We start from the raw sequence: 25,806 nt of genomic DNA on the forward strand, positions 1-25,806 counted from the left end.
TAAATTTTGCAGCCTACTATATTTAGTGAACTATTTCGGGATTTGACAAAATTTTCAAAAATTCGCCGAGTCATCTGCATTTACCATTAGAAATGCCACACGTTGACCAGGCTACCAGTTGAGGTAGCCTGTCTTATCTGTTGGCTGGATTAAAATGCGACTCGCTACAGATAACGAAGCATATTATACTTGCTCCTCCACTCGAACAGGAGGCAAGCAACTCACGTGAAGGATACATATTACAACGACATAGCGATCAATACGCTAATTCAGAGTGAGCTGGACGCGTTTTTTGAGGATTTCAAAGGGATCGTCTTCGCCTACGCCATTATGAACAAGAAAGATCCTTCCCAGATGCGGATAATCAATAACAGCCCCGAGTGGTTTGATATCTACCTCGACAGGAAATATCAGTTCATTGACCCTGTTATCATTCGGGCTTTGCGCTGTGTTGAAGATTTTTTCTGGGAAAGTGATGTCATCCTGTCGGATGGTTATAACCTGACACGCATTTTCAACGAAAGCGTCCAGTATGATATCTACCAGGGACAGACTTTTCCTCTGCATGACTATCTGAATAATCTTGTCGTCTTATCCGTCATCAGTCCTAAGCACTCTGGTATTGATATAGAAAAATATCGGCCACAATTTCTAAGTTTCCTTGTTCAACTGCATCAGAAGACACTCAACCTGTATAGCCAGCATCAACAGAAAAAGAATGTTTTTCTGTCACCACGTGAGCGACAAATCCTTAAATGGGTCAGCGCCGGGAAAACCTACGCAGAAATTTCTGTTATTTTGTCTATTGCTGAACGCACCGTTAAGTTCCATATGGGAAATGTAATGAAAAAGCTCGGTGTGAATAATGCCAGACACGCAATAAAGCTTGGAACAGAACTACGCTTACTGGACGACTGAGCCTCAGCCACTGGTTATAAGTGGCGTAAATGCTCCAGCATTTCGCGAAGCCAGTGACTGGATTTGTCTTTGCTAATAATGTCTTCAATAATGCTGGTGCTGGCAGGCATATAAATATAGTAAATAACCTCCCCTTTTTCAGAAACACCGCGTTGAATAACTTCAACTTTCCAGTTCGCATGGCGAAATATGGCATACATACCGCGACTGGCTACAGCGTACATTCCATGGTATTTTTGCTTTATGCAATACATATTCATTGCAAGAAACAATGCCTTACTGGCGGGCACGCCCTGCAGACTTGCGGAGTCTCGCGTTTCTTTATCTAAAAATAAACGGCTAATTTCACAGCAGGGAACATCTGCCGGGAAAATAATGGCTTCGTCAAAATAATTGTGAAATATTTCGCTTATCATCGTCGGATGCGTCGAGTTAATGAATCGTGCGCCGCATAACAACTGTCCCTCATACATACCCAGCAAGTATGTCGTGTTTGGGTTGTCAAACCGATCCTTTTCCATATCTTCAACGCATTCAACTTTCCAGTCGAGTCGGTCCCGAAAGGTTTTTCTCCTGAGTCGGAAGAGTTCGCGGGCTAATGCTGACGGTAAATCATCGTAATCATGCAAAAAAAACTCAATAACAGAATTCATTGCTCTTATTCCTGATAATAACACCTGAAACTATTATCCCCTGTCTTTTAGGACAGCTTTCATTGTGCATGGTATTCCTTATACTTAAAAAGTACCCGGCCACTAAGTCCTCGTGAAACTCAGTGGCCAGGAGGTCAAAGACCTACGAAACACCAGGGATATATCCATTCATGATTATCTAATATTTATAGTTTCGGGTACAGAGCGTAAGAAGCACTTAGCCGATAAAATATTAAAAAACGATAATCATAAAATAATTACAATTAAAGTATTGCCCCTTAAGTATTTAAGGGGTAATATTTCCTTTTTCTATTTTTTCTCCTATTATCTCTGTTCTTAATGCTGTGCTACTCTTGCAGAAGCATGCTAAACGGAGAATCAAAATGGCCGACTGGAATCCCTCTCTTTATCTGCAGTACGGCGCGGAAAGAACGCGTCCTGCCGCTGAACTGCTCGCCAGAATTCCTCTGGATGAGGTCTCCACCATCGCTGATTTAGGCTGCGGGCCGGGAAACAGCACCGCGCTGTTGAAGCATCGCTGGCCTTCGGCACGCGTTACCGGGGTCGACAACTCCCCTGCAATGCTCGAGGAAGCAAGAGCCGCATTGCCTGACTGCCATTTTGTTGAGGCCGATATCCGCCAGTACAAGCCTGGCCAACCGCTGAACCTGATTTATGCCAACGCTTCGCTGCAATGGGTTCCTGACCATTACGATCTCCTGCCTCATCTCGTTTCTTTACTCACGCTTAACGGCGTATTAGCAATCCAGATGCCTGACAACTGGCTTGAACCTACTCATGTGGCGATGCGCGAAGTGGCGCTGGAACAAGACTACCCTGACCGCGGCCGCGAACCTCTCCCGGGTGTGCATGCCTACTACGATATCTTGTCCGAGGCGGGCTGTGACGTGGATATCTGGCGGACAACCTATTTCCATAAAATGAGCTCGCACCAGGCCATTATTGACTGGGTAAGCGCCACCGGCTTGCGCCCGTGGCTCCAGGAACTGAACGAGAGCGAGCAGAAACGTTACCTGAAACGCTACCATGAACTGCTGGAAGAGCAGTATCCGCTCCAGGAAAATGGGCAGATACTGCTCGCTTTTCCGCGGCTGTTTATCGTGGCGCAACGCCAGCCCTGACGGGTTATGACCGGGCTTCTTTCAGCAGCTGCTGAATGACCTTTTCCTGTTGCGCATAATCTCCTTCGCCAAAGGCGGTATAGCGTAGCTGGCCTTTGGCATCGAAATAGTAATGCGCTGGCCAGTACTGGTTCCCGAAAGCGTTCCAGATTTGATAGTTATTATCAGTCACCACCCGGTACGGCAACTGCCATTTATTTACCCCGTTTTTCACCGAGGCGAGCGGTTTTTCCCAGGGATATTCCGGCGTGTGAACCCCAATCACGACCAGCCCCTGCGACTGATACTTCGTGGCCCAGTCCCGCACGTGTGGGAGCGTATGCTGACAGTTAATGCAATCCCAGGTCCAGAAATCAATCAACACCACCTTCCCTCGCAAGGATTCAGACGTGACAGGGTCACCGTTAATCCACCCTGTCCCCCCGCTTAATGAAGGCAGCTGGCTGCTGGGCTCTGTCATCACGACCGGCTGGAGCTTCACCGGCGCGGCTGTGGGTTTCGCCAGCGTCAGGAGTGTTGTCTCCAGACGGTCCGCAACGCCGTTTGCTCCTTTCAGAAGTGAAGTCATTCCCGTCGCGTTAAATACGACAGCCGCCAGCATCGCCACGCCCGCCCCCTGCCGCAGCTTTTCCATCAGCGCCGATTTTGCTCTTAGCGGCGCCATCAGCGTGCGTCCGCCGAAAACGAGCAGGCTTAACATCAGCGCGCATCCGCTGCCGTAGGCCGCCAGCAGCGCGCCCGTCGCTATGGCCGAGTGGCCCGCGATATTAATGCTAAAAATGGCGCCCAGTATGGGACCGGCGCAGGGAGACCAGAGCAGCCCCACCGCGAGCCCGGCCAGAAAAGCCGATGCCAGACCGCGCGTTTGCCCGCTTCGGGTGTTCAGGACATTTCCCGCGCTGACGGCCGGGCCCGCAATACGCTGGGCGAATGACGGAAAAATTAAGGCCAGCGCGGCCGTGGCCAGAATAACGAGAGCGATCCAGCGCCCGACGATGGTTGCCTCTGCGATCCACTCGCTGGCGACGGTGACGGCCATCGCCACCAGGGTGAACATCACGATCATCCCCGCCAGCAGGGCCAGAATATGTCGTCGCTGTCCCTGAAAACCGGCGAAAAGGAGTGGAATAACCGGGAGCGTACATGGACTGAGCAGGCTTATCATCCCGCCCAGAAAAGCGATTACCAGAAACATAGACACCTCACAATACAAGTCCTGCGACGCTGCAGTGAGGCTATTTCATCGTGCGGATGTGTTCAGGATATGTGTAAAAACGCAGGTTTTGTCTGGCTCTGTATCACCCGGGCCGGGAGATACAAAGCCGTACAATTAACGGCGCGGTAGCGTAATGGAGACATCCAGTCCGCCTCCGGCCCGGTTCGTCAGGTTGAGCTTTCCTTCCAGCTGAGCGGTGAGCTGCGCGGCAATCGCCAGTCCGAGTCCTGTTCCGCCGGTATCGCGGTTGCGCGATGTTTCCACCCGGTAAAACGGCTGTAATACCGCCTCAAGCTCGTCATCGGGTATTCCCGGTCCGCCGTCAGTGATATGAATCACCACCTCTTCGGAAGACGAATTATCAATGGCAATAACGGCATACCCACCGAACTTAAGGGCGTTATCCAGCAGGTTGGTCATCACCCGACGAAGCGCCTGCGGACGCGTAACGATCGGCAAGCGGGTATCGTTTGCCTGAAGCTGCACGTTTTTACCGATGTCCTGATAATCGCAGGCGATGCTGTTGACCCAGGCGTTCAGCTCCAGCTTCAGCGGGGTCTCTTCCAGGGATTCTGATGACCGGGCATACGCTATACCCTCGCGAACAAGACGCGTCATGCTATCGAGATCGTTCAGGAGCTTGTCGCGAAGTTCAGGTTCCCCTGCCATCTCAACGCGCAGCTTCATGCGGGTAATCGGCGTCTGAAGATCGTGAGAAATGGACGCCAGGATCTGCGCGCGCTCCCGGAGATAAGACTGAATGCGCGCCTGCATCGCGTTGAAGGCATGCGCTGCACGCTTCACCTCAAGCGGCCCTTTCTCCGTCATTGGCGTGCTGGCCGCCGGATCCAGCGAATCCACCGCGCGGGTAAATTGTGAAAAAGGCCGCACCACCTGCCGCACGGCAATCCAGCCGCACGCAGCCAGCAACAGCAGCTGCAGGATCAGCACTACGGGCAGCCAGCTGGCGACCGGCGGCATGCGTGGGATCAGGTCAATGGTCAGCGGCGCGCCGTCGCGTAACGTCAGATGCGCCTGGATGTGTGAAACGGCACCGGGAACGGCGGTGAAGCTGAGCGGGTACTGTGACGCAAGCGTCGCTTTTAAGGTTCGGATGGCGTCCTGCGAACGCTTATCCGTCGGCGCGTTGCCGGGCTCTCCCGGTCCCAGAATATAACGGTAATTGCCCCGTTCGAGGCGCGAAAGCCAGGCCGCGCGCTCGCTGGCCGGTAAGCGGTCTAAAATGGCGACGCTGGTTGCGACGTCGTTTTCCAGATTACCGAGCATCACCGTTCTGGCGCTGTGCATTCGTTCAATCATGACCAGCGTCAGGCTCAGGGCGTTGGCCAGCAGCAGGCCGGACAGCACGACGAGCAGCAAGCGGGCCAGCAGCGAGCGCGGCCAGAGCGTCATTCGTTAGCCTCTTTGATGGTCACCGGCATGGTAAAAACGTAGCCCTCGCTGCGCACGGTCTTGATATAGGCGGGCGTGCGGGCGTCTTCGTTCAGGCGCTGACGAACCCGGCTAACCAGCAGGTCGATAGAACGTTCAAACAGCTCGGCGTCTCGCCCCTGCGTCAGGTTGAGCAGCTGATCGCGGGTCAGCACACGCTGAGGATGGTCAAGGAAAACGCGCAGCAGGCGATACTCCGCCCCGCTGAGCGCGACGATCACCCCTTCCGGATCGATTAAGTGACGGGCAACGGTATCGAGCTGCCATTCACCGAACATCACCAGCCGCCCGGCTTCTGTCACCTGCAAATTGGGCGGCATCGTGCGAAAACGCCGTAAAATCGCTTTGATACGCGCCAGCAGTTCGCGGGCGACAAACGGCTTCACCACGTAGTCATCCGCGCCCATCTCCAGACCCAGGATCCTGTCCGTCTCCTCGTTGCGGGCCGTCAGCATCAGGATGGGCAGATCTTTATATTTCCCGACGCGTAGCTCTCGACATAACGTAAGCCCGTCGTCGCCGGGCATCATGACATCCAGCACAACCAGGTCGATATGCTGTTTATCCAGCACGACGCGCATCTCTTTGCCGTTGGCCGCGCCCGTCGCGCGATAGCCAGACTTAACGAGATAATCGACAATCAGTTCACGAATATCCCTGTCGTCATCGACGACAAGGATATGATCAATATGCTCCACCGAAATCTCCAGACCGAAGGGTAACGTACTGAAAATAGCACATTTCAGAGCTTGTCCGCGTCAACGACGGCCTTGACGAAATCCTGCGGATCTTCCTGAGGCGGATTGTGCCCCACGTTTGCCCCGAAGGTGCGGTGCTCATATTTACCGGTAAATTTACCCGCGTAGGCCTGCGGAGCCGGATGCGGCGCGCCGTTGTTCCCGCCTTCGATGGTGATCGTTGGAACGGTGATATTCGGCAGCGTAGCGAGTTTTTGCTCGTAGCTGTCATATTTGCGCTCGCCTTTTTCCAGCCCTAAACGCCAGCGATAGTTGCTGAGCGTCACCGCGACGTGATCCGGGTTATCGAGGGATTTTGCGCTGGCGTTGAAGACAGCATCACTAAATTTCCAGTCAGGCGAGGCCTGAGACCAGATCAAACGGGCGAAGTCATGCGTGTTTTTGGCATAGCCTTCAGCACCGCGCGCGGTAGCGAAATAGAACTGATACCACCACTGCTGTTCCGCTTTTGGCGGCAGCGGCTGTTTGCCAATCTGCTGGCTGCTGATGAGATACCCGCTCACCGACACCAGTGACTTAACGCGCTCTGGCCACAGCGCCGCAACGATATCCGCCGTACGAGCACCCCAGTCATATCCTGCAAATACCGCCTGCTTAATATTCAGGGCATCCATCAGGTTCACAATATCCTTCGCCATGGCTGAAGGCTGGCCGTTGCGCGGCGTTTTGGGTGACAGGAAGCGCGTGGTGCCGTAGCCGCGCAGAGAAGGCACAATCACCCGATAGCCTTTTGCCGCCAGCGCGGGCGCGACGTCGGCGTAGCTGTGAATATCGTAAGGCCAGCCGTGCAGTAAAATAACCGGCTGGCCGTTTTTCGGGCCGATGTCGACATAACCGACATTCAGATCGCCGGCGTTAATTTGCTGCGGATGATCAAAGGCTGCCGCGAAATTTGTGCCGGTGACTTCAGCCTGACAGGACATCACGGTGCCAAGAGAAACGGTCAGTGCGAGAGTTGAGTACGCGAGTTTGCTAAACATGTTGGTATCTCCGGTTGAGTACAGTTCACGGGGATATAACAACACGGCAATGTATAGCGGATATGTGCGAAAGCGGGTTTATTGCAAGCCTGTGTATGTACCAGCGATGCAGATACAGTGTGATACAAACCCAGGCCTTGTCGCCTTAAAGGGTGATGCGATAGCGGACGTAATCGTCGGCTTGACCGTATTTGTCATAAAGTTTTCGCGCCGGGTTATTCTCCCGGGTGACCCAGTACAGTTTTGACCACCCTTCGCGCTTGCCTTCCTCAATCAGAGCATCAATGAGCGCCTTACCGGCTCCCGCCCCGCGTTCGTCGGCATCAACAAACAGATCTTCCAGGTAGCAAACGGGGGCCGTTGACCAGGTTCCTTCGTGCAGAATGCACATCGCGAAACCGATGACCTTTTCATCCGTTTCTACCACGCGGCAAAACATCGAGGAATGCGCTGAGAGCGCCCTTTCCCATGTCGATGCGGTGACGGATTCCTCGAGGTAACAGTCATAAAAATGGGTATAGCCATCCCACAGCGGTCGCCATTGGGAATAATCGTCTTCACGTAGAGGTCTTACCGTGACAGCCATGTGTTCCTCACATTACAAGTCGATCGCCATTTCAAAACAGCGTAAATCAGCCCCGGCCATACGCGAGTGATGATAGTTTTCGCGCAGCGTGACAAACCCCAGCTTCTGATAAAACGACTGGGCATTAGGGGTTGCATCCAGCCTCAGGCGGGTTATCCCCCGGCTACGGGCTTCATTTTTGAGCGCCTCGATAATTCGGGTCGCCATGCCTTTACCGAAGGCCGCGGGCAAGGTGAATATCGCCTCCAGACAGTGGGTATCCAGATCCAGATAGCCGGTCGCCGCAACGTCGCCCGTTTCATCTTCCACCACGTAAAAAGGGTATTCAATGACCATCTGCCGATAGTGTTCGGGCATGAGATCCGGCGTCCAGCGCGCAATGACGTCGGCGTCGTAACTGGTTTTACAGCCGTGACGAATCGCCTGATTGCGAATATTCCAGAGTATTTCGGCTTCCTGTGGGTTGGCCCGTCTTAATGTCATGCTGACCTCTGCAATTGTTAGTAGTATGGGAAAAGAGCTCGCTGGGATAGAGTGCCGTAAAGATGAAAATACCAGAACACAAACAAAAGAATAACGCTTAAATATGGAGATCCGCGGATGACGATACCGACGCTCACGACAGAACGCTTATTGCTAAAACCGCTGGTTGCCGAAGATGCTGCCCAGATACAAAAGCGTTATCCGCGCTGGGAGATCGTCCGCTATATGGTCTCTTCCGTGCCCTGGCCCTACCCGGATAACGGCGCGGAAAACTATGTCAACAACGTGGCGCTGCCGGATATGGCAAAAGGGATCGCCTGGTTCTGGAGCATCCGTCGTCGCGAGGTGCCGGATGAGTTGATGGGTATTATCTGTTTGTATGACGTCGAAGATAACAACCGTGGATTCTGGTTGGCCCCGGAATTTCAGGGCCAGGGATACATGCGCGAGGCCAGCATTGCCGCGACGGATTACTGGTTCAATACGCTAAACAAACCCGTATTACGCGCCCCGAAAGCCACCGCCAACAGCCGCTCCCGGCGTATTTCAGACAGTAGCGGCATGCGGCTTATCAGGACGGAAAAGAAAGCCTACGTCAGCGGCATGCTGGATTCCGAACTGTGGGAGATCACCCGCGACGAGTGGAACGCCCGTCAGGTCAGCTGATAATACTTATCCGGCATCAGCCTTTCCGGAATGTTCTCTTCATCGTTCATCTGCAGCAGATCGCGTTCCATCATGTTGCAGATGGCGTCCAGCGGCAGATCGTTATCTTCTGTACCGAACGGGTCTTCCAGCTCTTCCGCCAGGGTGTCCAGCGAGATAAAGGTGTAGGAGATCAGCGCCGAGACAAACGGCGTCATGTAGTGCAGATCTACAACCAGCGCGAACGGCAGCATGATGCAGAACAGATACACAGTGCGGTGCAAAATCAGCGTATAGGCAAACGGCACCGGCGTAGTCGCAATGCGCTCGCAGCCGGAGAGGACGATGGACATATCGTTCAGACGGTTGTTCAGGCTGTGGAACAGGATGTCTGAAAGCTGGCCGTTACGCCGCCGCACGGCCAGCCACTCCCCCATAATCAGTAAAATGCGGTTCGCCGGCGAGTTGGCGCTCATCACGTGACGTAAATCGTCCGGAGCAAGATAGCGAGAGAGCTGTTCGGCGTTCAGGTCCCGGCGGAGGGTCATGCGCAGGCAGTTGGCAAAAGCTATCTGCAGGCGGACAAATTCCCCCAGGTGCTTATCGTCAGGCAAGGTGTTTTTCACCTCGCGAAACAGCGAGCGTGCCGCTATCATCAACTGCCCCCAAAGCAGGCGAGCCTCAACGTAGCGCGAATAACAGGCGTTGTTTCTGAAACCGAGAAAGATAGCGATCGCCACGCCGAGAATGCTAAATGGCGCCACGGTAAATTTGATACCCAGCGAGGTATACCACGGCAGCATCAGGATAACGGCAATAGAAAGCAGGAAGTTGAGCAGCAGTCGGGTGTAAATTTTGGGAAGTACCGAGCCGTGCCAGACAAAAATCAGTTGTAGCCAGTGCTGTTTAGGACGAACAATCATAGTGAGTTTCAGGAAGGAAAAGAGCGTGGCTATTAAACGTGATCTCCCTCACGGTTGCAAGCATGTTAACGGGGCATTGAATTTTATGACCTGCTTAGCGATAACCGCACGGTGCTGCATGCGGTTTTAAAAAAAGAGCATATAGTATGTTGTAACTAAAATAAGGTGTAATTAAACCCGGCCGAAGCCGGGTAACGTCATTAGCAAAGGGGGTTCACCGCTGCGCGCATTCCCTTCAGGAGAATGGCGTCAACATCCAGGGTGACCTGGTCGACGAGCCCGGTGACCTGCGTGAGATCCAGTTCCCAGTGCTCGCTCACGCTCAATACGGACTGCACCAGCTCACGGGTGCTCAACTGCTGGTCGCGATGCTGCGCCCACAGCTGTTGATAACGTTCCAGCCAGAATGCATCATCCTGCACCGGATAGTTCTCCCCGTTACGCTCCCCGCGGTAAAACGCTATTAACGCAGCCAGCGCGAACGTCAGACGTGCAGGCAATTGTCCGCTTGCGTTCTGCCCTGCCAGCAGCTGCGGCAGAATGCGGGTGCGGTATTTGGTCATGCCGTTAAGCGCAATGGAAAGCAGCTGGTGTCTGATGTAAGGGTTGCGAAAACGCCCTGTTACCGCGCTGGCAAAAGATTCCAGCTCGTCACGCGGCAGATCGAGGACCGGAATGATCTCCTGATAAATCGCTTTTTCGACAAACGCGCAGATCTCGGCATCATTCATCGCCTCGCCTACCGTCTCTAACCCAGCCTGGAATGCCACCGGCACCAGCGCCGTATGCGCGCCGTTCAGGATAGCGACTTTGCGCTCTTTGTAGGGCCTGATGTCGTCGACAATCAGCACATTCAACGGGTATTTATCCAGACGAAGTTCCTGCGCAAGAGATGCCGGCCCCTGGATAACAAACAGATAGAAATGTTCAGCCGTATCCAGGAAACCATCGTGATAACCCAGCTCAGCCTCCAGCGTGGCCGCTTCGTCGCGCGGGTAACCGGTCACGATACGGTCAACCAGCGTCGAGCAGAAGCTGTTTGCCTCGTTAAGCCACTGGATAAAGGCGGCAGGCAGCGCCCACTCCCGGGCATAGCGCAGGACAAGTTCACGCAGCGCATCACCATTGTAGTCAATCAGCTCGCACGGAATGATGATCCAGCCTTTATCCGCTGCACCGTTGAAGTGGCTATAACGCTCAAACAGCAGTCGCGTCAGCTTCGCCGGGTAGCTCACCGCAGGGGCATCGGCGAATCGGTCACCCGCGTTGTAGCTGATACCCGCTTCGGTGGTGTTCGAGAAAACAAAGCGCATGTCCGGATTGTGCGCCAGTTTCAGGAACGCATCATACTGGCCGTAGACGTCGATCTCCCGGTTAACCGAGCGGATAAGACGGCTCTCACTCACCGCTTTACCCTGCCCGTTCAGGCCGCGAATGATAGTGGTATAGAGACCATCCTGAGTGTTCAGCGACGGCGGGAAGTCGCTCTGAATAGGACGGACGATAACCACACCGGCGTTAAGATCGGTATGTTCATTTAGCAGGTCAATTTGCCAGTCGACAAACGCACGCAGGAAGTTGCCTTCGCCAAACTGAATAATGCGTTCCGGGTATTGAGCACCGGGAAAATCACGACGGTTGAGCGTGTTCACAAGAGGGTTCCTTTTATGATTAGTCATACAGCCTGATAAGATTGGTGCGATAACTTATCAAAACTTAACGACCAGAAACCCTGTTTTGATCAATCCACGGCGTAGTTGTACAAAATAATCATAAGAACTTATAGAACACGGACGTGGCCGTCATGGCGCCGTCCGGCATCAGGGCATAGCGCGGGATCTCCCCCACCTTTTGCCAGCCGGCACGCTGGTAGAACGTCTCGGCGCCGCTGCCGGTGGAGGTATCGAGCACCAGAACCGAAATATCTCTGGCCCGGGCCTCCGCTTCAAGCGCTTCCATCAAGGCCATCGCGGCACCTTTGCGGCGGGCTTTCTCGTGAACCAGCAGCTTCGCCACATCGGCGCGATGCGGCTGGTTTTCCGGCTGGTCGACGATCAGCTGCACCGTACCGATGACGCCGTCCTGCGGGTCGACACAGGCCAGCACCAGACGCTCGTTGCGCCCTACGCTTTCAGCGATGCCGCGCCAGAACGAACGAGCCTTATCCAGACTAAAGGGAAGCATAAAGCTGACGGATGCCCCGCCGTTCACACAGTTTTCGAGGATCCCGGCCAGCGCATCAAGATGGGTGAGAATGTCGTCTCGGGTGAGGTTTTTGATTTGCAGTGAGGTATTCATTGTTTTTCCTTACGTTGAATACCGTCACTGTGCATTTAACATCTTCTTAACGCAAACGGATCGGACATACGCTTTTGTTATGTTACCGGGAGCGCTGTCGCTGCTGTTTCATGGCATACATCTTTTCATCGGCCTCTTTTAACCACTGCTGCAGGTCGTTGCCGTTATGATCGAATTCACTGAGCCCCCACGAGAAATGGAGCGACCAGGGATGTAGCTTGCGGGCGTTATAGTTTTCTACCTGCTCGGCAAGATACTGCATGGCAATCCAGGCGCCCTGCTCATCCGTATCCGCGAACAGCACGGCGAACTCGTCCCCGCCAAAACGCACCAGCAGATCCGCTTCGCGGAAAGAGGCGCGCATTAGCTGCGCCATCGCTTTCAGCGCCTTATCCCCCTCTTCATGCCCGAAGCGATCGTTAATTTCCTTAAAGCGATCCAAATCCAGCCAGCCGAGCGTGAGCGGCTCAGCGCGACGCCGGGCAACGGAAAGCGTGAACCGCACGAGCTGATTAAAGCCCCGACGGTTGAATAACCCGGTTAATTCATCCGTGGTCGCCGCGCTGATGGCAGCAAATTCGTCTTCCGCCAGCGCGCCAAGGTCCCCCAGCACGGCGAGGTCGGCGGCAGAAAACTCGCGGGGGGCGTAATCAATCAGGCACAGCGAGCCAACGCTTGCGCCGTCGCGCAGGCGCAGCGGGAAACCCGCGTAAAAACGCACGCGAGGCTCACCGGCCACCAACGGGTTATCCGCAAAGCGATCGTCCTGAAGCATATCCCCCACCACCAGCGGCGCTTCGGTGAGGATCGTATGGCCGCAAAATGAGATATTGCGCGGAACGCTGCCGGGCGCCTGACCGTCGGCCGACTTAACGATCAGCGAATGCTCATCAATGAGATTGACCATCGCCAGCGGCACCTGGAAGAAGCGTTTTGCCAGACGCGTTAAGCGGTCAAACGCCGGGGAACTGTCGATCTCAAGCAGACCTGATTCTCGTAGCGAGTTGAGTCTGTCTGTTTCATTTTCAGGGGTTGCAGGTGCTTTCATAATGTCTCCTGACGTAAAGCGTTACTAAAAGCGTAGCTTAAACAGAGACATTGTCAGTGTTCTGACATCCTGTTAAGCCGCTTACTATTCACGTCAATGCCTTATGACGATTAACGCAGCTATGTTTCACTCCCGGAGGGCGCGGCAATCTGCTCGTCCGCCACCCGGGCGCTGGTACGGTTTCGACCCGCTTTTTTGGAACGATAGAGATGATCGTCCGCTTCGGCCATGAGCTTGTTGAAGACCTCGGTCAGCTGCCAGGACTCAGCCTTTCCGCTGCCGAGGCCAATGCTGACCGTCAGATAGAGCGTCTGGTGACGCCATGTAAAAGGATGACCGGCAACGGTGGATCGGATACGTTCAGCCAGTTCAAAACCGTGCTGCGCGTCGCCTGAATTGACCACCACGGCGAACTCTTCCCCGCCCATGCGCGCCACCATGCCGTCTTCGCCGACGACCTGCTGAACCTGTCGGGCAAACGACGCCAGCACGCGGTCTCCGCACTCGTGGCCGTAGTTATCATTAATGCTTTTAAAATAATCAATATCCAGCAGCATGACGGTCAGAAAACGCGTGTGCCGGTACGTCTCTTCATGCTTTAACGCCTCATAAAGCCCGGAACGCGAATAGACGTGGGTTAAAAAGTCATAATCCGCCCTCAGTGAAACCTGGCGGATCAGGGAATTAATCGCCGCCATGCTGACGGAAACCATCACCGGGCAGATCGCCATCGTGGCGATCCCCAGCCGGGCTGAAAACATCATTGGCGTCGTAAACGGCGTCGCCACGGCGATATTAATAATCGAGTTGGCGACCAGAATGATTTCAGTGGCCCCCGTGATAAACGTCAGCAGACAGGTGGCGGGCAGCGAGTAGCGAACCGCACACCAGATAAGCGCAGGCAGAGGAAACGAGAGGCTCCCCGCTCCGCCAATCACCACCGACGCGATCACCGAGACGATCAGCGCAATTACCGGCAGCAGTTGCTCAAGACGTAGCCTGAGCTCACGCCCGGGCATGCGTAACGTGAGCATACAGGGCACAACAAGCACGCCGGTTGAGAACTGCTCGCTAAACCAGTCGGCAAATAGCGGCCAGAAGGTATGACTGTCAATCCCGACCGACCCTACCGCGCCGAGCAAGGCGCAAAGCAGCGCGGCAATCAGACAGTAGTTAAACAGGCGTAGCGCGTTAAGCGGATCGGGGGTTTTCTTCATCAGCCGCTTGTCGCGCTGAACCAGCACGGCGACGACGACGATAAAGATCATGTTTGACAGGTTGATCACCACGGAGGCCATACCCCAGTTGGTCGTTACCGCGTCGTACAACAGCATCGCGACATAACATACCGCGTAGTAATGCAGGCGATTCAGGTAAACATAGCGGGCGAAGATCCCTGCCATGACGCCATTCAGCGGCCAGAACAGCGACAGGGCCTCAACGAGCCGTAATTCCGCGCCCACAAAATAGAATAAGGTGGTGAGGATGAAGATCGTCGCTGCATTTCGCAGCGGCGTATCAACCTGGAACGGCCTGAAAGCGGTAAGAGCAGAACGCATTAAATATCATTCCATATGAAAGCTTATGGCAATTATTGCGGTCGTCAGCATGATCGGGACTAACTTGGGATGCATCTATAACACAAATACCACGGGAGCATAACTCGTCAAATTTAGGCGTTCATCTGCAGCACCAGCCAGTGGTGGATGACGCTGACGATATAATTTTGTTGCGGCGCCGTGAGCGTTACGCCCTGTGGAATGTTATGCCATTTTGCCAGACAGCCCCGGCAACAGGTGGCGGTGGCATGCTGGGCGATAAACACCGGGTGACCGCGCATGGGCGTCTGCTTACCGTCGTTTGCGGGGTGCGCGGGCGCAAGGCGCTTTTCGACAAAATCCGCGGCATGCCGATCAATGGTTTCGGGGCCTTTGTCCCAGCAGTACTGTCGTTCCTTATCGCCCAGGCGAAAGCGCGAGCGAAATGTCGATCGCGCCAGGCGGGAAAAGAGAGGATCCAGATCGGACATCAGTATACGGAACGTCCCAGGCGCTGGGTAAGTTTCTCCAGAACCGCCACGCCGGCAAGGGAATTTCCCGTTTCATCCAGTTCCGGGCTCCAGACGGCTATCGCCATTTCATGCGGCACAATCGCCACGACCCCGCCGCCGACGCCCGATTTAGCCGGAAGCCCAACGCGCCAGGCAAACTCACCGGCGTTTTGATACATCCCGCTGGTGGCCATCAGCGCGTTAACCTGCCGGGCCTGAAGCGGAGAAACCACCTCCTGATCGAGATGCGGCGCGTGCCCCTGGTGCGCAAGGAACAGGAACGTCTGGGCCAGCTCAACGCAGCTCATTTTCAGGGCGCAGTAATGGAAGTAGTTTTGCAGCACGGTCGCCACGTCGTTGTGGAAATTACCGAAGGATTTCATCAGCCATGCGATAGCCGCGTTACGGGCGGAGTGTTCAAACTCCGAGCGTGCCACCACCGCATCATAGGCAATATCGTCAACGCCCGAGAGCTGGCGAACAATCTCCAGCATTCGCTGGCGCGGTGCGCTGAGGCGACTTTGCAGCATATCGCAGACCACCAGCGCCCCGGCATTGATAAAGGGATTTCGCGGTTTACCCTGTTCAATCTCGAGCTGAAGCAGCGAGTTAAAAGGCTGGCCGGAAGGATCTTTACCGACACGCTGCCAGATCTCGTCTTCTTCATACTGGCGCATCGCCGCAACCAGACTCAGCACTTTCGAAATGGACTGAATGGAAAAACGCTCAGCCGCATCGCCTGCCTGGTATCGCTGTCCGTCAATGGTACAGATAGCAATCCCCAGCTTGTTCCCGCTCACCGAGGCAAGGGCCGGAATATAGTCGGCAACCTTCCCCTTTCCAATTAACGGACGAACCTGCGCCAGAATCTCGTCCAACATCTCATTATGGATGACCGCAGCCACACTTTGCTCCTTGCCCTCAGGCTAAAACGGGCTGCGAGTATAACAGAGGCTTATGTATTGCGTCAGGCGCTAAGACGAAAACGCGAAACGGCCTGCAATAAAAGATCGGATTGCTTTTGCAGCCGCTCAGAGGCATCCGAGGCGTCTGAGACCAGCAGGTCCGTCTGACGGGAGACCTGATTCAGCGCCTGAAGCTGGCGCGTCATCTGGTGTATACTGTCTCCCTGGCTGAGCGTGGCGGTTGAGATCTCATTAAGCAAACTGCTTAAATTGCCCACCAGGCCGGTGACCTGCTGCAGATTCTCTTCCATCAGGGTAACGGCGCGGGAACCGTCTTCAATGCCCTGCAGCGAGCGGTTGATCAGCTCCTGAATGGTCTGCGTCGAGTGGCTGCTTTTTCTGGCCAGAAGCCCGACTTCCCGGGCGACGACGGCAAAGCCGCGCCCCTGGTTTCCGGCATGGGCCGCCTCGATGGCGGCATTCAGCGCCAGGATGTTGGTCTGAAACGCCACGCTGTCGATCATCGCCACGATCCCGCGCATCTCAGAAGATCGGTCGACGATCGCCTGCATGGACGCATTCACGGTAGACATCATCCGGTCGCCCCCCACGGCGGCCTGACGCGCTTCATCGGCCCGCGAGCTGGCGAGCCTGGCATAGCCGGTATTCCCTTCCACATGGCTTTCCAGCGCCGCGATATGCGCCGTTACATCCTCAAGCTCTTTCGCCTGGCGCGCTGACTGCTGATACAGCTTCTGGTTACCCTGCGCAAGGGAGTCAATGTTCTCCACCATCGTCGCGGTGGCATGGCTGACCTGCGTCACCAGCTGCTGCAGACCGTGCTGCATCGTCGCAATACTGTCGCTAAGCTGACCTATCTCCCGGTTGAAGCGCATGACGTTCGGCGGCGTGCCGGAGAGATCCCCTGCCGCCAGCCGGTTAATATGCGCAATCAACCGACGCAGCGGCGTAATCACCCATCTGGACATGCCGAACCAGACGACAACCGCGATGGCAAGCAGCAGCACCGGCGCAAACAGGAACAACGTTTGCAGGCCGGAGAGCTGCGCCATTAAGCTCTGACGCCCCTGCATGGCCTGCTTCTCGCTTGCCTGCTGATAGCGCGCATAGTTGTCGTTAAAATCAGACTGAAACGCCTGAGCCGGTACGGCAAAAAACGCGTCGATGGTGTTGGTCTTAATCAGACCTTCAGCCTGCTCGTTTATCGCGCCGTAAAAAAGCTGATAGCTGTTCACCAGGGCATCGTCTTTCGGCGGATTCAGCGCCAGCCAGGCCTTCCACGCCTGCTGAGAAACCGCCAGCGCCTTTTGCGCATCGTCCATCAGGCTATGCCAGCTCCCGTCGGAGCCGGTCTCTTTATCCTGCATAAACCAGACGCCGGAGCGGTTAAGCAGGTCGCTTGCCGCCAGCAGGGAAACGCGGGCCAGATCCAGCTTGCTCTGCTGCTGCCAGGCCAGCAGGTTTTGCTGCTCGTTGCGCTGGGCGTCGTTCAGGGAGGCGTTAAGCAGAAATGAGGAGGAGAGCTGCAGCGCGGAGAAAAGGCCAATAATGCAAAAGATACCCGTCAGCAGGCCAAAGTGACGAGGGGTGAGACGCTGCGCAATACGGCGAAAAATTTGCGTTAGGTTCATAATTATCTTCATTAACAATGCGTTAGACGCGAGCGAGTCTACGAAATGAAAATGACAGAACCATTGCAGATAAATGACAACGGCCCTCGTGATGAGGGCCGTAATCACAGGCGGGCAATAAATTACACCCGATCCTTCCACACCGTCTGCACGTTGCAGAACTCGTGCAAACCAAAGTGGGAAAGCTCCCGGCCAAAGCCGCTTTTCTTAACGCCGCCGAAGGCCACGCGCGCGTCGCTGGCGCTAAAGCCGTTGATAAACACGCCGCCGCACTCCAGTTCGCGGGAGAATTTATCCGCAAGCGCTGCGTCAGCGGTAAAGACGGTGGCGGACAGGCCAAAGTCGCTGTCGTTGGCAAGCGTCAGGGCGTGCTCCGCGTCTTTTGCGACAGTCACGGCCGCGACCGGACCAAACAGTTCCTGGCGAAACGCCGTCATCGACGAGGTGACGTTGACCAGCACGGTTGGCGCGTAGTAATTGCCCTCTCCGACGATCTTCTCTCCGCCCAGCAGCAGCGTTGCCCCTTCGGCCAGGGTGGCCTGCACCTGCTGATGCAGCTCATCGCGCAGGTCAAAACGCGCCATCGGGCCCAGGTAGTTCTCTTCTTCTTCCGGCGCGCCCATCTTTAACGCGGCGACGGCGTCGACGAAGCGGCGGGTAAAGGTATCTGCAATCCCCTCTTCCACAATGAAGCGTTTGGCCGCCGCGCACACCTGCCCGGTATTCTGGTAGCGACCCGCCACCGCCGCCTTCACGGCGAGATCCAGGTCGGCATCGTTAAGTACGATAAACGGGTCGGAGCCGCCCAGCTCAAGAACGCATTTTTTCAGCGCGGCTCCTGCCTGTGCGCCAATGGCCGCACCGGCACGCACGCTGCCGGTGACGGTCACCGCCGCAATACGGCGATCGTTAATCGCCTGGCTTACGCCGTCATTGGTGGCGTTCACCCAGCCGAATACGCCTTCAGGGAAACCGGCATCCGCAAAGATCTGCGCAATAAGCTCCGCAGAGCCGAGCACGTTTGGCGCATGCTTAAGCAGATAGCTGTTACCTGCCAGCAGAATGGGCACCGCGCCGCGCAGCACCTGCCAGAGCGGGAAGTTCCAGGGCATCACCGCGAGAATCGGCCCCAGAGGACGGTATTCAATAACCGCGCTGTGGTTTTCCACCAGCGTAGGCTCCGCACGCAGCATCGCCGGGCCGTGCCCGGCATACCAGTCGCACAGAGCTGCGGATTTTGCCACTTCCGCCCGCGCCTGCAGGATGGGTTTCCCCATTTCACGGGAGATCGTCTGCGCGATCTCTTCCGCGCGGTTTCGCAACGCGGCGCCGAGCTCCCGGAGCTTCTGCGCCCGGTGGGACACGCTTTCGCGTCGCCACTGGCGATACCCCGCGTCAGACTGAGAAATCGCGCGTTCAACCTCTTCCGCCGTCGCCCAGGGATAAGCAGCGAGAGTTTCCCCCGTTGCCGGGTTAACGGACAGGGCATGTGTAGCAGATGAATATTTCATGATGTTCTCCACGCATTTCGGTTGATTCATTGTGGCTCACTCTGCTATTTCTTAAAAATGAATAATACTAACCACCTTATTCACGAAACGAGAATGCTATGGACCTAACCCAGCTTGAAATGTTTAACGCCGTCGCGCTGACGGGCAGCATCACCCAGGCGGCGCAGAAGGTGCATCGCGTGCCGTCTAACCTGACGACCCGCATCCGCCAGCTGGAAGCCGATCTTGGCGTCGAGCTGTTTATTCGTGAGAACCAGCGTTTGCGCCTATCTCCCGCCGGACATAACTTCCTGCGCTACAGCAGGCAGATCCTCGCCCTGGTGGATGAAGCGCGCATGGTCGTCGCGGGTGATGAGCCGCAGGGGCTATTTGCCCTCGGCGCGCTGGAAAGCACCGCCGCGGTGCGCATTCCCGAAACGCTGGCGCAGTTTAACCAGCGCTATCCGCGCATCCAATTTGCCCTATCTACCGGGCCTTCCGGGACGATGATTGATGGCGTGCTGGAGGGAACCCTCAGCGCCGCCTTTGTCGACGGGCCGCTGTCACACCCTGAGCTGGAGGGGATGCCGGTCTACCGGGAAGAGATGATGCTGGTCACGCCTGCCGGGCACGCGGAGGTCGCCCGCGCCACGCAGGTCAGCGGCAGCGACGTTTACGCCTTTCGCGCGAACTGCTCGTACCGTCGACATCTGGAAAGCTGGTTTCATGCGGACAGAGCCACCCCCGGCCGCATTCATGAGATGGAGTCCTATCACGGCATGCTCGCCTGCGTCATTGCGGGCGCGGGCATCGCGCTGATGCCGCGCTCGATGCTGGAGAGTATGCCGGGACATCATCAGGTTGAAGCCTGGCCGCTGGCGGAAAACTGGCGCTGGCTTACAACCTGGCTGGTGTGGCGGCGCGGAGCGATGACCCGCCAGCTGGAAGCTTTTATAGCGCTGCTAAACGAACGTCTTCAACCAGCGCCTTCTCCATAAACAGGCTGAGCGGATCGTCAGCGTACGGGGCAAACGCCGGACGCAAATCGTACCCGCACTGCTCGTACAGACGAACCGCAGCGCGCTGTTTGATGCCCGTCTCCAGCCTTACCGTGTGGCAATGGCGGCTCAGGGCCTCATCTTCCAGGGCGGCCAGCAGCGTCTCGCCGAGATGCTGCCCGCGATGGGCCGGATCGATATAGACCCGCTTCATCTCCCCCGTTCCGTCGCCGTTGAGCACGATGGCTCCGCAGCCTACGGCGTGCAGCTGCTGGTCACGAATGACCATCAGGATCAGCGAGGCTTCCGGCAGCGCGGACAGGTCGAGCAGATGATTGCTTTCGGCGGGATAGAGTTCGCTCTGGTAGCGGTCAAGCGCCGCGATCAGCGCGAGAATGTCCGGATGACGTGCAGATTCAGAGGTAATGGAATACATGGCAGGCTCCTTGCTGTTTTTATATCAACATAGCTCAGGCCTGCCGGGGTGGTTCATAGTATTAACTTATAGCGCGTCACTCAGCTAGCGCAGGAAGATTCGCCCTTTCAGATACAGCGTAGCCTGGCCGCCAATCAGCACGCGGTCGCCCTTCAGCTCGCAGCGCAGATCCCCGCCACGGTATGACACCTGGCGGGCATTGAGTGACGTTTTGCCCAGCTTTTCGCTCCAGTAAGGGATCAGCATGCTGTGGGCGGATCCGGTGACGGGATCTTCCGGCACCCCTTCGCCAGGGCAGAAGAAGCGGCTGACGAAGTCATATTCTTCTCCCGGCGCCGTCACGCAGACCATTTTATCCAGCGGAAGCATGGCCCCAATATCCGGCGTTAACGCTTCAACCTGCTGCTGGCTCTCCAGCACCACCATGAAATCGCGTCCGACGCGCACCTCTTTTGCCGCCGTGATGCCCAGCGCGCTAAACAGCAGCTCAGGTGGGTTTTCGACGATTTCCGTCGACCACGCGGGGAAGTTCAGCGTCAGCCAGTCGCCGCTGCGCTTGACGGTCAGCTCGCCCACGAAGCGCGTGGTGAAGGTGATTTCGGTATGCGGATAATCAAGGTATTCGAAAATGACGTGCGATGCGGCAAGCGTGGCGTGACCGCACAGGTTAATTTCATCCAGCGTGGTGAACCAGCGCAGCTCAAACCCGCCGTCGGTGCGCACGAAAAAGGCGGTCTCAGACTGGTTATGCTGTTGCGCCATTTTGAGCAGCGTTTCGTCCGGCAGCCATTCTTCCAGAGGACATACCGCTGCGGCGTTGCCGCCAAAGGTTTTATCGCTGAAGGCATCCACCAGATAAAAATCAATTTCCTGCATTGTCTCTTCCTCTCTTGTTATGGGTTTTTAGCGCAGAAAAACTGTGCCTTTCAGATAAAGCGTGGCCTGCCCGCTCATCAGCACGCGCGAACCTTTCAGCTCACAGCGTACATCGCCGCCGCGCGCTGAAACCTGACGGGCAAACATCGTGGTTTTGCCCAGCTTTTCGCTCCAGTATGGGATCAGCATGGTGTGTGCGGAGCCGGTGACCGGGTCTTCCGGGACGGAAACGCCCGGTGAGAAAAAGCGGCTGACAAAATCATATTTCCCCTCACCGCGCGCCGTAACGCTCACCTTATGCTCGCCCGGCGTCATCACCGAGAAGCGCGGCGCAAGCGCTTCAACCTGCTGGCGATTTTCCAGAACGATCAGCCATGCGCGCCCTTTACGGGCTTCAACGTAGCGGCTGATACCCAGCGCCGAGAGCATCTCCGGCGGGGGTGTCTCTTCATGGGTTGGACATGCCGGGAAATCCAGCGTCATCCACTCCCCCTCCCGGCTGACCGTCAGGCGGCCAGAGGCGGTATCAAAGTGGATCCGCGAATCCGGGTAATCCAGCCCGGTAAACAGCACGTGCGCGGCCGCCAGCGTAGCGTGGCCGCAGAGATTGACTTCGGTGAGCGTGGTAAACCAGCGTAGCTCAATGCCCCCTTTACTGCAGACGAAAAAAGCCGTCTCCGACTGATTATGCTGCTGCGCCATTTTCAGCAAGGTCTCATCGGGTAACCATTCCTTGAGCGGGCAAACGGCGGCCGGATTGCCGCCAAATGAGGTATCGCTGAACGCATCTACCAGATAAAAATCAATCTCCTGCATTGTCTTACCGCCTGTTTTTATTGTGTTGTTCTTTTATATTCAATGAAAACGGCGTTCCCGGCTACCGCTTTCATAAGGTAAATATTGAGATCTGCGTCACATAATGGTTGAGTTTTCGCCGTTCGACGTTTTAAGATCGTCTCCTCTTCTTTTCAGCAACGAATCTCCGACATCCCTATGACAACGAACACAGTTTCCCGCAGGGTTGCGTGGCTACGCGTGGTCACGCTGGCCATTGCCGCGTTTATTTTTAACACCACAGAATTTGTTCCGGTTGGGCTGTTGTCTGACATCGCTGAAAGTTTCCAGATGGAAACGGCGCAGGTGGGCATTATGTTGACCATCTACGCCTGGGTTGTGGCGCTGATGTCCTTGCCGTTTATGCTTTTGACCAGCCAGATGGAGCGGCGCAGGCTGCTGATCGGCCTGTTTGTGCTGTTCATCGCCAGCCATGTTCTGTCGTTTATGGCGTGGAATTTTACGGTGCTGGTCATCAGCCGCATCGGCATTGCCTTTGCCCATGCGGTGTTCTGGTCGATCACCGCGTCGCTGGCTATTCGACTCGCGCCAGCGGGTAAACGCGCCCAGGCGCTGAGCCTGATTGCCACCGGTACCGCACTGGCGATGGTGCTGGGTCTGCCGATTGGCCGCATCGTAGGGCAATACTTCGGCTGGCGTACGACGTTCTTCGCCATTGGTATGGGCGCGCTGGTTACACTGGTATGCCTGATTAAGCTGCTGCCCGCGCTGCCGAGCGAGCATTCCGGCTCGCTGAAAAGCCTGCCGCTGCTGATGCGTCGCCCGGCGCTGCTGGGTATCTACCTGCTTACCGTCATTGTGGTGACGGCCCATTACACGGCGTACAGCTACATTGAACCCTTTGTGCAGGTGGTGGCGGGCTTTAGCGCCAACTTTGCCACCATCCTGCTGTTGATCCTCGGCGGAGCGGGCATTATTGGCAGCGTGCTGTTCGGTAAGCTGGGTAACCGGCATGCGTCAACGCTGGTGAGCTGCGCTATCGGTCTGCTGCTGGCCTGCCTGCTGCTGCTGATGCCTGCCGCAGGCAGTGAAAGCCATCTGGCGATCCTCAGCCTGTTCTGGGGCGTGGCGATCATGATTATTGGTCTGGGCATGCAGGCGAAGGTCCTGGCCCTGGCGCCGGATGCAACGGACGTCGCCATGTCGCTTTTCTCAGGGATTTTCAATCTGGGGATTGGCGCGGGCGCGCTGGTGGGAAATCAGGTAATACTGCACGTATCGATGTCGGCGATTGGCTATCTGGGCGCCATTCCGGCCCTGGTGGCGCTGGTCTGGTCAGTGCTCATCTTCCGTAAATGGCCGGTGGCGCTGGAGGAACAGGGTCAGCACGGGTGAGTCTTCTTGCCGGGTGGCGGCTTCGCCTTACCCGGCCTACAAAACCCGCAGGCCCGTGCAAGCGAAGCGCCACCCGGCAATTGCATCAGTGATAGGTCTTAATAATTTCCAGCACGCCGTTAATAATAAACTGCACGCCCATACAGACCAGTAAGAAGCCCATCAGACGGGAAATCGCCTCGATACCGCCCTTGCCTACCCAGCGCATAATGGCCCCAGAACTGCGCAGCGACGCCCACACGATAACCCCGATAATCGCAAAAATCAGCGGTGGCGCAACCGTCAGCACCCAGTCCGGGAAGGTTGCGCTGTCACGCACCGTTGATGCGGAGCTGATGATCATCGCGATCGTACCCGGCCCCGCCGTGCTCGGCATGGCAATCGGCACAAAGGCGATATTCGCACTCGGCTCGTTTTCCAGCTCTTCCGATTTGCTGGCCGCTTCCGGCGACTCATGCGCTTTTTGCGCCGGGAACAGCATGCGGAAACCGATAAAGGCCACAATCAGCCCCCCGGCGATACGCAGGCCGGGGATGGAAATCCCGAAGGTGTTCATCACCACCTGTCCGGCATAGTAAGCCACCATCATGATGGCAAACACATACACCGAGGCCATCATCGACTGATGGTTACGCTCGGCGCTGTTCATATTCCCTGCCAGACCGAGGAACAGCGCCACCGTCGTTAACGGGTTAGCCAACGGCAGCAAGACCACCAGCCCAAGGCTGATTGCTTTTATTAAATCCAACATAGTGCGTTGTCGTCCTTATCCATATTTAACACAGCAATTATAGGGTGAAAGTGTGACATTGAGCCATGGGCGCAACGCAACGATTATTTCCGTCCTGGAAAGATAACTGACAGTTATCTATATGATTTGAAAGACCTCAAAAAAAGTTCATGAAACGTTTTAGCAATTCGTGGCATCGGCTGACTCATTCAGTTGACTTATACTTGCCTGAGCAATAATATCTGCCGTGACTAACTACTTGCCAGGGCAACCATTGTGAAAAGCACCAGTGATATCTTTAACGACGTTGTTCCGCTGGGTCGTCTTATTCATATGGTAAATCAGAAAAAAGATCGCCTGCTCAACGACTATCTGTCACCGCTGGATATCACCGCAACACAGTTCAAAGTGCTGTGTTCCATTCGCTGCGAAGTGTGTATTACACCGGTTGAGCTTAAAAAGGTGCTCTCTGTCGATCTGGGCGCGTTAACCCGCATGCTGGATCGTCTCGTCTGCAAAGGATGGATAGAACGAAGCCCTAACCCGAATGACAAACGCGGCGTACTGGTAAAGCTGACCAGCGATGGCGCGGCCATGTGCGAGCAATGTCATCAATTAGTAGGACAAACACTGCATCAGGAACTAACAAAAAACTTAACGGCAGATGAAGTGGCAACCCTTGAGCTTCTGCTCAAAAAAATACTGCCGTAAACAGAAAAAGAGGTATGACGATGTCCAGACGCAATACTGACGCTATCACCATTCATAGCATTTTGGACTGGATCGAAGATAACCTGGAATCGCCGCTCTCCCTTGAAAAAGTGTCAGAGCGTTCAGGTTACTCCAAATGGCACCTGCAACGGATGTTCAAAAAAGAGACCGGTCATTCATTAGGCCAATACATTCGCAGCCGCAAGCTGACGGAAATTGCCCAGAAACTGAAAGAAAGCAATGAGCCGATCCTTTATCTGGCGGAGCGTTACGGATTTGAATCGCAACAAACCCTGACGCGTACGTTCAAGAACTATTTTGACGTGCCGCCTCATAAGTACCGAATCACCAGCGTGCCGGGCGAATCCCGATACCTGTATCCGTTAAAACACTGTAGTTAATCATCGCCTGTAAAGACGTAACCGAGGAAATCATGAAAGTTACCGCCTCCGCCGCCCTCGCCTTGCTGGTGCTGTTCTCCAGCCAGACCTTCGCGGAGCAAACCCCTCGTGCAACGCAGCAAAATAATCCTGATACGATGATTTTGCCGTCAGCACATGACCAGTCGCCTTATGACTTTAACCATATGGGTGCTGGTAGCGACAAATCCGACGAATTAGGCGTGCCTTATTATAATCAGCACGGCCTCTGATTCGTTTTTGCCCC

Annotated in this window: 28 protein-coding genes; 8 read left to right on the top strand and 20 right to left on the bottom strand. The window is 55.6% G+C overall.

The window, feature by feature from the left end; all coding sequences use genetic code 11:
- The first annotated feature begins 225 nt into the window (after positions 1–225).
- A complete protein-coding gene (locus UR289_RS13965; RefSeq protein WP_023311808.1) occupies positions 226–918 on the top strand; it encodes a helix-turn-helix transcriptional regulator in 693 nt (230 codons plus the stop codon).
- Between the two features lie 14 nt (positions 919–932).
- On the opposite strand, the gene UR289_RS13970 is transcribed toward UR289_RS13965, so the two are convergent.
- The gene (locus UR289_RS13970; protein WP_087822586.1) at positions 933–1,571 is read right to left on the bottom strand and encodes an acyl-homoserine-lactone synthase; all 639 of its coding nucleotides are present in this window, start codon (positions 1,569–1,571) and stop codon (positions 933–935) included.
- A 383-nt stretch (positions 1,572–1,954) separates the two neighbouring features.
- Between UR289_RS13970 and tam the strand changes: the two genes are divergently transcribed.
- On the top strand, positions 1,955–2,713 hold the full coding sequence (gene tam, locus UR289_RS13975) for a trans-aconitate 2-methyltransferase (protein ID WP_219939644.1): 759 nt from the start codon (positions 1,955–1,957) through the stop codon (positions 2,711–2,713).
- Between the two features lie 4 nt (positions 2,714–2,717).
- Here tam and UR289_RS13980 read toward each other — a convergent pair whose 3' ends face one another.
- The 6 genes from UR289_RS13980 to UR289_RS14005 form a co-directional block, all read right to left on the bottom strand.
- Entirely contained in the window at positions 2,718–3,908 is a 1,191-nt protein-coding gene (locus UR289_RS13980) for a cytochrome c biogenesis protein/redoxin (protein WP_320710544.1), read from the bottom strand.
- 135 nt (positions 3,909–4,043) lie between these two features.
- A complete protein-coding gene (locus UR289_RS13985) occupies positions 4,044–5,342 on the bottom strand; it encodes an ATP-binding protein (RefSeq protein ID WP_064672505.1) in 1,299 nt (432 codons plus the stop codon).
- On the bottom strand, positions 5,339–6,079 hold the full coding sequence (locus UR289_RS13990) for a response regulator (RefSeq protein WP_033145553.1): 741 nt from the start codon (positions 6,077–6,079) through the stop codon (positions 5,339–5,341). The genes UR289_RS13985 and UR289_RS13990 overlap by 4 nt, the downstream gene beginning before the upstream one ends.
- A gap of 44 nt (positions 6,080–6,123) precedes the next feature.
- Positions 6,124–7,119 carry an alpha/beta fold hydrolase gene (locus tag UR289_RS13995; protein WP_087822582.1) on the bottom strand — a complete coding sequence of 332 codons (996 nt, stop codon included), beginning with the start codon at positions 7,117–7,119 and terminating at the stop codon, positions 6,124–6,126.
- Positions 7,120–7,264: 145 nt separating this feature from the next.
- Positions 7,265–7,705: a GNAT family N-acetyltransferase gene (locus UR289_RS14000; RefSeq protein ID WP_033145551.1), complete on the bottom strand. Its 441-nt coding sequence runs from the start codon at positions 7,703–7,705 to the stop codon at positions 7,265–7,267.
- Between the two features lie 12 nt (positions 7,706–7,717).
- Positions 7,718–8,188 (bottom strand): GNAT family N-acetyltransferase, encoded by a 471-nt coding sequence (locus UR289_RS14005; RefSeq protein WP_045888368.1) that lies wholly within the window; start codon positions 8,186–8,188, stop codon positions 7,718–7,720.
- A 117-nt stretch (positions 8,189–8,305) separates the two neighbouring features.
- Between UR289_RS14005 and UR289_RS14010 the strand changes: the two genes are divergently transcribed.
- Positions 8,306–8,854, top strand: a complete 549-nt coding sequence (locus UR289_RS14010; RefSeq protein WP_033145547.1) for a GNAT family N-acetyltransferase — start codon at positions 8,306–8,308, stop codon at positions 8,852–8,854.
- Here the strand turns inward: UR289_RS14010 and UR289_RS14015 are convergent.
- From UR289_RS14015 to sad, 9 genes are all read right to left on the bottom strand, one after another.
- The gene (locus UR289_RS14015; RefSeq protein ID WP_033145546.1) at positions 8,842–9,756 is read right to left on the bottom strand and encodes a bestrophin family protein; all 915 of its coding nucleotides are present in this window, start codon (positions 9,754–9,756) and stop codon (positions 8,842–8,844) included. The two genes, UR289_RS14010 and UR289_RS14015, sit on opposite strands and share 13 nt — an antisense overlap.
- A 200-nt stretch (positions 9,757–9,956) precedes the next feature.
- Positions 9,957–11,408, bottom strand: a complete 1,452-nt coding sequence (locus tag UR289_RS14020) for a tagaturonate reductase (RefSeq protein ID WP_320710550.1) — start codon at positions 11,406–11,408, stop codon at positions 9,957–9,959.
- Positions 11,409–11,526: 118 nt separating this feature from the next.
- The gene (locus UR289_RS14025) at positions 11,527–12,054 is read right to left on the bottom strand and encodes a GNAT family N-acetyltransferase (protein WP_033145544.1); all 528 of its coding nucleotides are present in this window, start codon (positions 12,052–12,054) and stop codon (positions 11,527–11,529) included.
- Between the two features lie 82 nt (positions 12,055–12,136).
- A complete protein-coding gene (locus UR289_RS14030; RefSeq protein ID WP_039262472.1) occupies positions 12,137–13,102 on the bottom strand; it encodes a sensor domain-containing diguanylate cyclase in 966 nt (321 codons plus the stop codon).
- Positions 13,103–13,221: 119 nt separating this feature from the next.
- Entirely contained in the window at positions 13,222–14,661 is a 1,440-nt protein-coding gene (locus UR289_RS14035; protein WP_045888374.1) for a GGDEF domain-containing protein, read from the bottom strand.
- A 113-nt stretch (positions 14,662–14,774) separates the two neighbouring features.
- A complete protein-coding gene (locus tag UR289_RS14040; protein ID WP_047060875.1) occupies positions 14,775–15,131 on the bottom strand; it encodes a DUF4186 domain-containing protein in 357 nt (118 codons plus the stop codon).
- Entirely contained in the window at positions 15,131–16,057 is a 927-nt protein-coding gene (glsB, locus tag UR289_RS14045; protein WP_032657066.1) for a glutaminase B, read from the bottom strand. Before glsB ends, UR289_RS14040 begins: the two co-directional genes overlap by 1 nt.
- A 62-nt stretch (positions 16,058–16,119) precedes the next feature.
- Positions 16,120–17,709, bottom strand: coding sequence for a methyl-accepting chemotaxis protein (locus UR289_RS14050; RefSeq protein ID WP_058840597.1), 1,590 nt, complete (start codon positions 17,707–17,709; stop codon positions 16,120–16,122).
- A 122-nt stretch (positions 17,710–17,831) separates the two neighbouring features.
- Positions 17,832–19,220, bottom strand: coding sequence for a succinate-semialdehyde dehydrogenase (gene sad / locus UR289_RS14055; protein WP_320710555.1), 1,389 nt, complete (start codon positions 19,218–19,220; stop codon positions 17,832–17,834).
- A 98-nt stretch (positions 19,221–19,318) separates the two neighbouring features.
- Here sad and ptrR point away from each other — a divergent pair, with 98 nt between their 5' ends.
- Entirely contained in the window at positions 19,319–20,197 is an 879-nt protein-coding gene (ptrR, locus tag UR289_RS14060) for a putrescine utilization regulator PtrR (RefSeq protein WP_033145537.1), read from the top strand.
- Here ptrR and UR289_RS14065 read toward each other — a convergent pair.
- The 3 genes from UR289_RS14065 to UR289_RS14075 form a co-directional block, all read right to left on the bottom strand.
- Positions 20,151–20,633 carry a GNAT family N-acetyltransferase gene (locus tag UR289_RS14065; RefSeq protein WP_039262482.1) on the bottom strand — a complete coding sequence of 161 codons (483 nt, stop codon included), beginning with the start codon at positions 20,631–20,633 and terminating at the stop codon, positions 20,151–20,153. The genes ptrR and UR289_RS14065 overlap by 47 nt on opposite strands.
- 84 nt (positions 20,634–20,717) lie before the next feature.
- Positions 20,718–21,509 (bottom strand): PhzF family phenazine biosynthesis protein, encoded by a 792-nt coding sequence (locus UR289_RS14070; RefSeq protein ID WP_048974737.1) that lies wholly within the window; start codon positions 21,507–21,509, stop codon positions 20,718–20,720.
- A 27-nt stretch (positions 21,510–21,536) separates the two neighbouring features.
- Positions 21,537–22,325: a PhzF family phenazine biosynthesis protein gene (locus UR289_RS14075; protein ID WP_167819202.1), complete on the bottom strand. Its 789-nt coding sequence runs from the start codon at positions 22,323–22,325 to the stop codon at positions 21,537–21,539.
- A gap of 177 nt (positions 22,326–22,502) precedes the next feature.
- Between UR289_RS14075 and UR289_RS14080 the strand changes: the two genes are divergently transcribed.
- Positions 22,503–23,699, top strand: coding sequence for a sugar transporter (locus tag UR289_RS14080; RefSeq protein WP_320710560.1), 1,197 nt, complete (start codon positions 22,503–22,505; stop codon positions 23,697–23,699).
- A gap of 85 nt (positions 23,700–23,784) precedes the next feature.
- Here UR289_RS14080 and UR289_RS14085 read toward each other — a convergent pair whose 3' ends face one another.
- Positions 23,785–24,450 (bottom strand): MarC family NAAT transporter, encoded by a 666-nt coding sequence (locus tag UR289_RS14085; protein ID WP_087822575.1) that lies wholly within the window; start codon positions 24,448–24,450, stop codon positions 23,785–23,787.
- 255 nt (positions 24,451–24,705) lie between these two features.
- Between UR289_RS14085 and marR the strand changes: the two genes are divergently transcribed.
- The 3 genes from marR to marB are packed head-to-tail and all read left to right on the top strand — an operon-like array spanning position 24,706 to position 25,792.
- Entirely contained in the window at positions 24,706–25,140 is a 435-nt protein-coding gene (gene marR, locus UR289_RS14090; RefSeq protein ID WP_008502236.1) for a multiple antibiotic resistance transcriptional regulator MarR, read from the top strand.
- Positions 25,141–25,160: 20 nt separating this feature from the next.
- Positions 25,161–25,541, top strand: coding sequence for an MDR efflux pump AcrAB transcriptional activator MarA (gene marA / locus UR289_RS14095; protein ID WP_008502237.1), 381 nt, complete (start codon positions 25,161–25,163; stop codon positions 25,539–25,541).
- Between the two features lie 32 nt (positions 25,542–25,573).
- Complete coding sequence (marB, locus tag UR289_RS14100; protein WP_029741246.1) at positions 25,574–25,792, top strand: multiple antibiotic resistance protein MarB; 219 nt, start codon at positions 25,574–25,576, stop codon at positions 25,790–25,792.
- The last annotated feature ends 14 nt before the right edge of the window (positions 25,793–25,806 follow it).

The sequence above is a fragment of the Enterobacter sp. 302C9 genome (assembly GCF_034106085.1).
Classification (GTDB): Bacteria; Pseudomonadota; Gammaproteobacteria; order Enterobacterales; family Enterobacteriaceae; genus Enterobacter; species Enterobacter asburiae_B.